This is a genomic window from Pseudoalteromonas sp. c7(2019), from assembly GCF_011378625.1.
In the GTDB taxonomy this organism is placed as follows: domain Bacteria; phylum Pseudomonadota; class Gammaproteobacteria; order Enterobacterales; family Alteromonadaceae; genus Pseudoalteromonas; species Pseudoalteromonas arctica.
In genome coordinates this window covers 1-10163 of the sequence record NZ_WTKS01000030.1, presented here as the reverse complement: position 1 = coordinate 10163, position 10163 = coordinate 1, and the positions used below count along the sequence as shown (strand labels likewise).

9 protein-coding genes, 2 tRNA genes and 1 rRNA gene are annotated in these 10163 nt (G+C 39.9%); 8 read left to right on the top strand and 4 right to left on the bottom strand.

Annotated features, from left to right (window positions below):
• The first annotated feature begins 150 nt into the window (after positions 1–150).
• Positions 151–265: ribosomal RNA gene (gene rrf, locus GQR38_RS19750) — 5S ribosomal RNA — on the top strand.
• A gap of 421 nt (positions 266–686) precedes the next feature.
• On the opposite strand, the gene GQR38_RS19745 is transcribed toward rrf, so the two are convergent.
• The 3 genes from GQR38_RS19745 to uvrD form a co-directional block, all read right to left on the bottom strand.
• Positions 687–1535 (bottom strand): chemotaxis protein, encoded by an 849-nt coding sequence (locus tag GQR38_RS19745; protein WP_165723080.1) that lies wholly within the window; start codon positions 1533–1535, stop codon positions 687–689.
• A 102-nt stretch (positions 1536–1637) separates the two neighbouring features.
• Entirely contained in the window at positions 1638–3707 is a 2070-nt protein-coding gene (locus GQR38_RS19740; protein ID WP_165723079.1) for a GNAT family N-acetyltransferase, read from the bottom strand.
• Positions 3685–5850: a DNA helicase II gene (uvrD, locus tag GQR38_RS19735; protein WP_165723078.1), complete on the bottom strand. Its 2166-nt coding sequence runs from the start codon at positions 5848–5850 to the stop codon at positions 3685–3687. The genes GQR38_RS19740 and uvrD overlap by 23 nt, the downstream gene beginning before the upstream one ends.
• A 303-nt stretch (positions 5851–6153) precedes the next feature.
• Between uvrD and GQR38_RS19730 the strand changes: the two genes are divergently transcribed.
• The 3 genes from GQR38_RS19730 (at position 6154) to GQR38_RS19720 (ending at position 7592) form a co-directional block, all read left to right on the top strand.
• Positions 6154–6378 carry a hypothetical protein gene (locus tag GQR38_RS19730; RefSeq protein ID WP_002963009.1) on the top strand — a complete coding sequence of 75 codons (225 nt, stop codon included), beginning with the start codon at positions 6154–6156 and terminating at the stop codon, positions 6376–6378.
• Positions 6379–6494: 116 nt separating this feature from the next.
• Entirely contained in the window at positions 6495–6863 is a 369-nt protein-coding gene (locus GQR38_RS19725) for a YacL family protein (protein ID WP_024592461.1), read from the top strand.
• 105 nt (positions 6864–6968) lie between these two features.
• Entirely contained in the window at positions 6969–7592 is a 624-nt protein-coding gene (locus GQR38_RS19720) for a dUTP diphosphatase (protein WP_007586550.1), read from the top strand.
• 15 nt (positions 7593–7607) lie between these two features.
• Here GQR38_RS19720 and yrfG read toward each other — a convergent pair whose 3' ends face one another.
• Positions 7608–8255 carry a GMP/IMP nucleotidase gene (gene yrfG, locus GQR38_RS19715; RefSeq protein ID WP_007378908.1) on the bottom strand — a complete coding sequence of 216 codons (648 nt, stop codon included), beginning with the start codon at positions 8253–8255 and terminating at the stop codon, positions 7608–7610.
• A 61-nt stretch (positions 8256–8316) separates the two neighbouring features.
• On the opposite strand from yrfG, the gene nudE reads away from it, so the two are divergent.
• The 4 genes from nudE to GQR38_RS19695 all read left to right on the top strand — a co-directional run bounded on the left by nudE (position 8317) and on the right by GQR38_RS19695 (position 10054).
• Complete coding sequence (gene nudE, locus GQR38_RS19710; RefSeq protein ID WP_007586548.1) at positions 8317–8889, top strand: ADP compounds hydrolase NudE; 573 nt, start codon at positions 8317–8319, stop codon at positions 8887–8889.
• Positions 8882–9685 carry a 3'(2'),5'-bisphosphate nucleotidase CysQ gene (gene cysQ / locus GQR38_RS19705; RefSeq protein WP_007586545.1) on the top strand — a complete coding sequence of 268 codons (804 nt, stop codon included), beginning with the start codon at positions 8882–8884 and terminating at the stop codon, positions 9683–9685. Before nudE ends, cysQ begins: the two co-directional genes overlap by 8 nt.
• Positions 9686–9821: 136 nt before the next feature.
• Positions 9822–9898 (top strand) — tRNA-Met (locus GQR38_RS19700).
• Positions 9899–9977: 79 nt separating this feature from the next.
• Positions 9978–10054 (top strand) — tRNA-Met (locus GQR38_RS19695).
• The last annotated feature ends 109 nt before the right edge of the window (positions 10055–10163 follow it).

Below are 10163 nucleotides of genomic sequence, written 5' to 3'. Positions count from 1 at the left end.
TACAACGCCAAACGCGTTTTATGTGATAGTGAAACACGCGAAGAAGTTAATATGACTAAAGTAGATATTTACTGAAAGACTTAAAAAATATTATCAGATATTTTCCAAATTCAGTTAGTGCGTAGTGATACGAATTAACGCCCTAATTTGCTTGGTGACAATAGCGTTTTGGACCCACCTGATCCCATGCCGAACTCAGTAGTGAAACGAAACAGCGCCGATGATAGTGTAGCATTTGCTATGTGAAAGTAGGACATTACCAGGCTTCAAATTGTAGAAAGCCCGAATCTAACGATTCGGGCTTTTTTACGTCTGCAGAAAAGTAAAATGCGCGCAATTAACATACACTCACATCAACACCTAGCACGCAGGTCGGGCAAGCGTCGCGACTCCTGACGTTAAAATCACAACAAAACCCTCAATATCTCAGTCGGCCAATAAAGTAGCATTTGCTACGTGACTTTCTACTGCTGTGGGCACTATGACATTCTACTGCGTAGCGCACCGACTTCACATTGTAGCGAGCCCGGATCTAACGATTCGGGCTTTTTTACGTTTGCAGAAAAGTGAAATATGAGTAACTAACATTACGCACTCGATTTCTCTCCAATTTATCTAAATGTACAAGTCGAGTAGAATAGCTCCTTACTTCAGTGCTAAAGTTTATAACCAAATCTAAAGACTATTTAAAATAGTCCGTAAGCTTGAGTTTCTTCACTTTCAGATTCTTCTAGTTGTGTTGGTTTAAATATTACGCTTGGATCAATTAATACACTGTGCTTTTGTGAAAGCTTGATTAATCCTCGCATCATATTTTTAGTTTGTGGGTCTAGATCAAAACCAACCTCAGTGAGCTTATCTAGTGGTTTAATGTCTTCTTTTTTATAGTCGATATTATCTTCGACTTTATCTACCAATAACCCTACGTGTGGGTTTAAGCCGTCTTTAGTGGTAAAAACAATAATAGGTTTATAGTCTAAGGTTATTTGCTCTTTAGCTGATTCGAATAAACGCTCTAGCTGAATTAGGTTACTACGCTTAATTTTTTTGAGCAGAGCTGATACTTGTTTATAATCGCTTTGATTATGAGCTGATATAGCTTCTTTTACCGTTTCTAGCAATGATTGGAAAGGTTCGTTAAGTCGAGACATTGTTAGTTTTAAGTCTTCATTATCGGTGTTGAACTCTTTGTAAAACAGAACAAAATCTTGTAGTTCTGCATCATTGCTTGAAATAGAAGCCGAGCTATTTAGCAAGGTACTTTGAAGGGTATTGAACCAGTTTAATAGTTTTTCTTGCCATGTTCTTAGTTGTTTTAGTACATGCGCATTACTTTGTTCGGTTGAGATATTATTTAAAATAATACCTAAATCAAACACAGGCGTTGGTATATCCATATAATCTTTAACACCAATAAAGCTTTTATTATTGTTGGGTAAAGTTGTTAGATTATTGTCAAAGCGCTCTGTTAATAAAATATCGAGTATTTTAAGTGAAATTGTTTTGCAGCCCACTTTAAAGTTTATTAATTCCATGCCTTTATCTTAATTTACCTGTTAATGCTTTAAGGATAGAACAAATTAAATAAATAGCTTAAAGAAGGGTAAGATTTAATAGAGATAGGTAACTAGGAGTTATTAGATGGCACTAGTGAGGTTTTTTATGGCACGTTTAAATTGATTCTCAAGCTGCTTTTTTCCTAATAAACCTAAGTGTTGAATCACTTTTTCATTACATTCATTTTGCAGCACTAACTTTATTAAAAGTTGTTTATCAGACTCTGTTAATTGAGACATACAAGAAGGAGACTGATTCACTACCTGCCAGAGAGTCGCAGAGATATTAAATTGAGTGAAGTTACTGTTTACGAGCAAGGCTAATCGTTCGCGAGTCTCGGGGCTTACTAACTCATCGCTAAATCCTACAATTAAAATACTTACAAGTTGCCAATCTAGTGTTTTAAAATGTGTTAAAAGAGCATAAAAAAAGTCGTTTTTAAACTGCTTTTTCAAAGGTTGGATAATTGCACTTTTGTTGCTTAAGCATTTAACCACAAGCGCTGAATGTTCAGCTGTGCTTTTATCGCGTTGATATCCCAGTTTTACGGTATCAAACCCTTGTTTTTGCCAAAAGTTAAGTAGCTGCGCTGTTGCGCCAAAGCTTGCACCAAACCAACTACATTGGCTTTTTACTTGCGACTCGCAATAGCTAAGTAGCTTTTTACCAAAACCCATATTGTGAGAACTCGGATCAATCGCTATTCGTACAACGCGAGCGCTCAACTGTGTTAAGTAGTCATTATTAAAACTAAGTTGTGAGAGGGTTTGAGCCATTAAATGACCCTGTGGGCGGCGCTCTCCGCTTATAACCTGTAGAGCAAGTTCTTCACTTAAACCACCTTCTATTGCGATTAAACATACACCAACTAATTGATTGTTAATTTTGCTGATGAATATTCGTTGCGATGGTGCGTCTAGTAGTTGGCGTAAATCGTTTACACTACTTTGATAGTGAGCCAATGCAAGCAGGGCAATAACTTGTTGCAGTAAAGGCTCATTGTTTACAAGGGATTGCTGAGTTATTTCGCTATGAACTGGCTGCTCTAATTGCTCACTACTTAACTCTTTGTATTGTGCATCGAGTGCAAGCAAGGTGCGAATGTGCTTCTCGAGGGGATCGTGTTTAGCAAAACGCAGTGGCTCATCAAGCGTTACAACTTTAGAGGCTTTATAGTGCGCTTTTATATAGTTACTAAAGCGAATGGTATAACCCCTACCATTGCCCTCATACCCAACCAGTGTACTTGCAAAGACTATACGAGGGTAATGAGCTAGCATTTTTAGCAATAACGGTACAGGGATCGCGGCAGCTTCATCAATGAGTAATAAATCGCATTCAGGTAATGCATTTAATAACGCGTCAGGTGCAACGTAGTGCAAGTTGGCGAGCTGTTTATGTTCAGCGTTGTATTGAAGGCTCAGCTCGTTGGCTAAATGTTTAAAGCTACTATGGGTCGCTTTAAACTGAGTGCTGCAAATAATTACTTTTTTATCAGTCAATTTTGCGGCAGCTAAGCCAAGTGCTGCCGACTTGCCTCTACCTCTATCGGCATTAATGAGTAAAGGTCTGTTGGCACGGCCATTAGCTACTTTTACTATTTGTTCAACGCAGTTTTGCTGTGGTAGATAATCAATTTTATTATCCGTAACAGAGCTGACGAGATTACTAATACAGCCATTTTTTTCACTAAAATGAAAAGCGGGTAATTGCTTAATAATAGCCGCGAAACGTTGATTAAATAAACTGTAGTCAATACTCTGACCGTGTGATTGCACTGTACTTAATGAGGGGTCTTGCCAAGAGGCTAAATCATTTAATTCGGGCAGTAATAAAAACAGTATACCGCCTGCTTTAACGGTGCCGGTAAGTGCTGCAAGTTTATCAGGGTGTAAACCACTAAAACCATTGTAAACAGCATGAGCAAATTCTTGCCCTAAAATTTGGTGAGTGCGAGTAGGCCAGTACGAATTTTTAATCGCGCACTGCTTTGATACAACAAGTGTATTGTTTTCATCTATTAATGAGTTAAGTAATTCATAACACCAAGCAGGGCTGCCCGTAATCAACACTAGCTGACGATGATACGCGCCAGCTAGTTGTTGTTCTAACTCATTTAGGTGAGCTTTATACAGCTTGTAATCGTGCATAGGCCGTTACTAACCATTTACTGCCAAGGTCGTCAAAGTTAACTTGTACGCGAGATTGCGCGCCACTGCCTTCGTAATTAAGTACGGTACCAACACCAAACTTAGCATGCAAAACTCGTTGTCCTAAGTTAAAGCCACTGTCTTCAAATGCGGCATGACTAACTGATGCGCTAAAACGCCCGGCGGCAGGCGGGCGAGAAACCTGTGTTTTAATACGGATTTCTTCTACGCAGTCCTCAGGTATTTCGCGTAAAAAGCGTGATGGGCTATGGTATTTTTCTTGCCCGTATAAGCGGCGACTCTCAGCATGGCTAATGTATAACTTATCCATTGCTCGTGTCATGCCTACATAACAAAGGCGGCGCTCTTCTTCTAAGCGACCCGACTCTTCGTTACTTTGCTGAGAAGGGAACATGCCTTCTTCTACGCCCACCATAAACACTAACGGAAACTCTAAGCCTTTAGCTGAGTGAAGTGTCATCATTTGAACAGCGTCTTCGTGTTCTTCTGCCTGCCCTTCACCTGACTCAAGTGATGTATGTGCTAAAAAGCCTTGTAAAGGCGAGCTGTATTCTTCGTCTTCAGGAAGTTCGTACTGGTCACATGCGCTAATTAGTTCTTCTAAGTTTTCTACGCGAGCACGGCCTTTTTCACCTTTTTCAGCTTGGTACATTGCCATCAAGCCTGAGGTTTGAATTGTGTACTTGGCTTGCTCATGCAAAGTTAGATCGCTAATTTTATCTTCTATTTGTTCAACTAGTTCTACAAACTTACTTACTGCACCAGAAGCACGACCAGATAAATGCTGTTGTTCTACAATTGCTTTTGCGGCATACCAAAGCGGTAATGATTCTGCTCGTGCACAATCACGTATATGGCTCAATGTTTTATCACCAATACCGCGTGCTGGCGTATTAATTACACGTTCAAACGCGGCATCGTCTTGACGATTACCCACTAGACGTAAGTACGACAACGCATCTTTAATTTCTTGTCGTTCGAAGAATCGCATACCACCATAAATACGGTATTTTAAGCCTTCTTGCAGCATGGCCTCCTCGAGTACACGAGATTGCGCGTTACTACGGTATAAAATTGCGGCATCTTGTAGGGCATTACCTGCATTTAACCAGCTTCGTAGTTTGCTACTTACAAAGCGTGCTTCGTCTAACTCATTAAATGCTGCATAAATAGAGATTGGCTCGCCGTCGTTACCGTCGGTCCACAAGCTTTTACCCATACGTTCTGAGTTATTTTGAATTAATGCGTTAGACGCTTTCAAAATAGTCGCTGTTGAGCGGTAGTTTTGTTCAAGACGAATGGTTTCTGCGCTAAAGTCAGTTAAAAAACGTTTAATGTTTTCGATTCTAGCACCACGCCAACCATAAATGCTTTGGTCATCGTCGCCTACAATCATAATGCTGTTAGTATCGCCAGCAAGTAATTTTAACCAAGCATATTGAATGGTATTTGTATCTTGGAACTCGTCTACGAGCATATGCGCAAAGCGTTGCTGATAATGACGCAGTAACGTAGGGTTATTTTTTAACACTTCGTAGCTGCGTAGTAATATTTCAGCAAAATCAACTAGGCCCGCTCTATCACAGGCCTCTTGATAGGCGGCATAAACACGCAGCATCATTTGCTCATTAATATCGTATGCTTGAATATCTTTAGGGCGAAGTGCTTCATCTTTTTTGGCGCTTATGTACCAGCCAAATTGCTTAGCGGGCCATTTTTTATCATCAATATTCATCGATTTTAATAAGCGCTTGATCATCCGAAGCTGATCGTCAGAGTCTAAAATTTGAAAGGCTTCTGGTAAATTAGCTTCACGGTGATGAGCACGTAAAATACGATGCGATAAACCATGGAAAGTACCAATCCACATACCACCTACAGGCGCTTTTAGTGTTTCTTCAACGCGGCCACGCATTTCTTTAGCGGCTTTATTAGTAAAAGTAACTGCAAAAATACTGTAAGCGGAGGCTTGCTCAACTTGCATAAGCCACGCAATACGATGAACTAACACTCGTGTTTTACCAGACCCAGCACCTGCTAATACCAGCATGTTTTGTAGTGGGGCTGCAACGGCATCGCGTTGTTTGTCATTTAAGCCATCGAGTAATTGTGAAACGTCCATCGTTACGCCTTTTTAATCAATATTGTGGCCAGTATAACAGGTGTTTTTGTTAGGCTAAATAAAATACTGTTTTTATAAACAGCTATTTATAAAATAGTGTTCAAAACGAGTAACTTGCTAATTAATTGAGCGAATAGAAAAGTGCAAACACATAACAAAAATTGCTAATTTGACCTAAAGTTAGCAAAATTTACTAACTCTCTAAATCTAGACTAATTTAACTATTTGATTTGTAAGCTTTAATAAATTGGCATAGAGTGTGTAAGTAAATAATTATAAAATCAAATAAATACAGAGGTTAGTATGGCAGATCAAGGTTCTGGCGGTAACGTAATCGCAGCATTATGTAATATATTTTTTCCTGGTTTAGGGCAGTTAGTGCAAGGGCGTATTTTAGCGGCTATATTTTTTGCACTCGCTATTATAATAAGTTACGCACTAATTTATGTGCTTGTAGGCTTTGTACTTGTGCCTATTATTTACTTATGGTCGATTATTGACGCAGCGCGTTATAGATCGCGAAGTTAACGGTTTTCAAGTTGAGTAAAATAGCGCCCATGTGGCGCTATTTTACTTTATATGTCCTGTGGTTTACGGGCGTTTACGTATATAATTACGCAATTAAAGATTTACAGGCAAACCCTATGGAATATCAATTTATTCGCGACCCTATTAGTGGGCTACGTATTAAAATAAGCAGTGAACACGCTATTATTGGTCGCTGGCTAAACGAAGAAATAGGCAAAGACAAAGTAGCCATGGTGCAAGCGCTTATTGCATCGGTGAGTTCAAGCTATGAGCCGCTAACGCTAAAAGGCCAAGAAATAGATTTAATATTAACGAAAGACGAAGCATTATTTGAAGCCCATGCGCTTCATCAAGACAGCGAAGACCTAATAGCGTATCAAGATGACGATTTAGCGCTTGAAGAAAATGGCTTAAGTAGTGGTTGTGGCTTTGAAGATTTCATTGATTTAATTGATTCATGGCATGAGTTTACGACGTCACGATAAACATAACTAGCACACTAATAAAAATATACAGCAATGCACAATCAGCATTTTATCTGTATTATTACACCAACGAACATTACGCCAATCAAAACGACAGGAACTGATATGTCTGCCAATTTAAACAAGCTAGTAGTGATGCTAGAAATGCAAAACGCCATGAATACTAAAGTACATGAGCAATGGTTTACTCAAGGGTTTGAATGGTACCGCGCTATTTGGGTTGAGTGTGCTGAAATGTTGGATCATCATGGTTGGAAATGGTGGAAAAAACAAACACCAGATACTGAACAAGTTATTTTAGAGTTGGTTGATATTTTTCATTTTGGTCTATCGCTTAGAATTGACGGCGAAACTAGCTACGAAGACTTAGCAAAGCAACTTGAAACTGAGCTTAGTAATGCTCAACAAGCTGATGACTTTAAACAAACACTAGAGATATTAGCGGCTTCTGCAGTTGCAGATAAAACGTTTAATGCAGGTGCCTTTGCCGGCTGTATGGCGCAAATGGGTATGGATATTGATGATTTATATCGCGGCTACGTAGGTAAAAATACGTTAAACTTTTTCCGCCAAGATCACGGTTACAAAGATGGTAGCTATATTAAAGAATGGAATGGGCAAGAAGATAACGAGCATTTAGTTGAAGTAGTTAAAAGCCTTGATACAGAACATGCAGATTTTGCAAAGTTAGTATATCAAGGGCTAGAAGCGCGTTACCCAAAAATTTAAGTCACGTAAGTTGAGTTAGATAATCTTACGATAGTCGGTAACACTTAGGTAATCGGCTATTTCGTTATGTGGTTGTTGGCTATCTGGGTTAGCAACTGCAAGTAAGTGCTCAATGCCGTATTCTCGTGCGGCATTCAAAACCGGCACACTGTCATCTACAAACAAAGTGCGCTGCTTATTAAATCCTAAGTCTTTTTGTACTTGGTGCCACAAACTTTGTTGCTCTTTACTTACTCCATATTCATGAGTCGACACTACGCCATCTAGGTAGTTATCAATCGCTGTATGCTCAAATTTAAGCATGACACTCTCAGGGTGGGCGTTGGTAAGTAAAATTAACTCTTTGCCTGCTTTTTTAAGCTCAGTTAAAAAATGAGGTACGTCTTCGCGCATTTTAATTAAATGCTGAGACTCTCGTTTAAGCTCCATTATAGGCAAGCTTAATTGCTGCTCCCAATAATCTAAACAATACCACTGTATTTGACCGCTCACAGCTTGATAGCGTTTTAAAATATCTGCTTTAGCTGCATCTAGGCTAATGCCCCTTGCTAATGCGTGTTGCGCAGGAATAACGTTAAGCCAAAAATGACTGTCGTAATGTAAATCGAGTAATGTTCCATCCATGTCGAGCAAAACGGTATCGATTTTTGACCAATTTAACATAGGAATTTCAACTTATAAGGTTTATTATTGAACTAACTGCCATGATAGCAAATTAACGCCAATGACACAGAAAAAGCACCCAACACCACCACAAATCCTCAGTAACAATGTTGTCGCTAAAAGCCGCCTGTTTACTGTGGAGTCTTTAGAGCTAAAGTTTTCTAATAACGAAGAGCGCCAGTATGAGCGAATTCGCGGCGGTGGCCGGGGAGCAGTGATGATTGTTCCGTTAAGTGCAGACAACGAATTACTACTTGTACGTGAATACTGTGCGGGCACAAACGATTACCAGTTAGGTTTTCCTAAAGGCTTAATCGATCCGGGCGAAACGCCAGAGCAAGCTGCTAACAGAGAGCTTAAAGAAGAAATTGGCTTTGGTGCTGAGTATTTTAAACCATTAAGAACAGTAACAATGGCGCCGAGTTACTTTAATGCCACTATGCATATTTTATTTGCTAAGCAATTATACCCACAAACCCTTATTGGCGACGAACCAGAGCCGCTTGTTGTTGTTAAGTGGCCATTAACTCAGTGGCAGTCATTATTAGACCAAGAAGATTTTACCGAAGCACGCAGTGTTGCAGCTTTGCTATTATTAGATAAGTATTTAGCGTCTGGAGCTGCCGATGAATAAATTAATCGAACCGTGTATCGAATTAGCTGAGCGTGCTGGCGATGCAATTATGGCCATTTATAAAAAAGGCGATATTGGCCAACAAGAGAAATCAGATAATACGCCTGTTACCAAAGCTGACTTAGCAGCAAATGACGTACTGGTTGCTGGATTAAAAGTCTTAGCGCCCGATATCCCAATTATGTCGGAAGAAACACCTATACCTGCACTCGCCGACAGACAGGACTGGCAGCGCTATTGGTTGCTCGATCCGATGGATGGTACAGGCGAATTTATTTTAGAAAGTGGCGACTTTGCAGTAAACATTGCATTGATTGAAAATAATCATCCTGTGCTTGGAGTTATTCATTGGCCTGCAAAAGGTGTGACTTATTTTGCTACAGCTAAAAATGGTGCCTTTAAACGTGAAAACTCAATTGATAAGCAAATATCTGTAGCGCCGCCAGAGAACTTGACGCTTGCAGTGAGCCGCCGCCAAAAAATAGAAGCGGTGAGTCAGTATTTAAATAGTCAGTTTACAACTATTGCTATTGGCTCGTGCTCATTAAAAGCTTGTACTGTTGCAGAAGGCAAAGCAGATTGTTTTTTAAGAATTGGTCCAACGGGAGAGTGGGATACAGGTGCTTCACAAGTTATTGTTGAAGAAGCCGGTGGTTGTATTACCGATGCAGAATTTAACCCGCTAACGTACAACCAACGCGAGAGTACTGAGAACCCTGACTTTATAGTGATGGGGCATCCAGACTGGGAATGGCAAAAAATGATTAATCCGCATCAAAGGTTGAGCGCAGAATAGCAATTTGATTGCTTTTTGTTCGGTTGAACAACTTTAATTAGTTTAGGCCTTGCATTAAATGTTTATTCCTATATAGTAGCGCTCTCTTCAAGGCAGGCTCGTAAATATTACGAAAATGTTTTAAAGAAATTACAGGCGCGGGATGGAGCAGTCTGGTAGCTCGTCGGGCTCATAACCCGAAGGTCGTCGGTTCAAATCCGGCTCCCGCAACCAATTTTTTATAAGATTTGGTTACTGTAAACTCTAGCTTAAGAGATAAAATAAAGTAGTCGATAGACTTAAAATATACAGGCGCGGGATGGAGCAGTCTGGTAGCTCGTCGGGCTCATAACCCGAAGGTCGTCGGTTCAAATCCGGCTCCCGCAACCAATTCTTTAATTGGAAGCCAAGTTGTAATGTAAGCAACTTTAAACAAGTCTACAAATTTCAGGCGCGGGATGGAGCAGTCTGGTAGCTCGTCGGGCTCATAACCCGAAGG